The sequence below is a fragment of the Frankia sp. Mgl5 genome (assembly GCF_023242985.1).
Lineage (GTDB): Bacteria > Actinomycetota > Actinomycetes > Frankiales > Frankiaceae > Parafrankia > Parafrankia soli.
Window position 1 is genome coordinate 1 of record NZ_JALKFY010000278.1, and the last position, 246, is coordinate 246.

Here is a 246-nt window from a genome sequence, read left to right on the forward strand (position 1 = left end):
GTACTGGAGTGTGACCGATAATTCGCCATCCTCCCGGAGATGAAACGGAATATATCCCCGTCTGTGATCCGGCAATGCCGATGGAACCGGCTGGAATAAAGGTACGCGGTGTTTCCAGACGCGGCGTTGAGATTTGCGGCGGAAGCCCGCCCAGATAAGGAAAGCCAGGAGAGAAGCCGAGCATATAAACCCGATAGTCCGCTGAAGAGTGCAGCTCGATTACCTCGACCGGCGTGAGTTGATGAT

At 54.9% G+C, this 246-nt stretch carries 1 protein-coding gene; it reads right to left on the bottom strand.

Annotated elements, in window-relative coordinates:
* Positions 1–246 (bottom strand): carboxyltransferase domain-containing protein (locus MXD62_RS09350; RefSeq protein WP_248828966.1); only part of this gene is annotated, 246 nt, incomplete at both ends.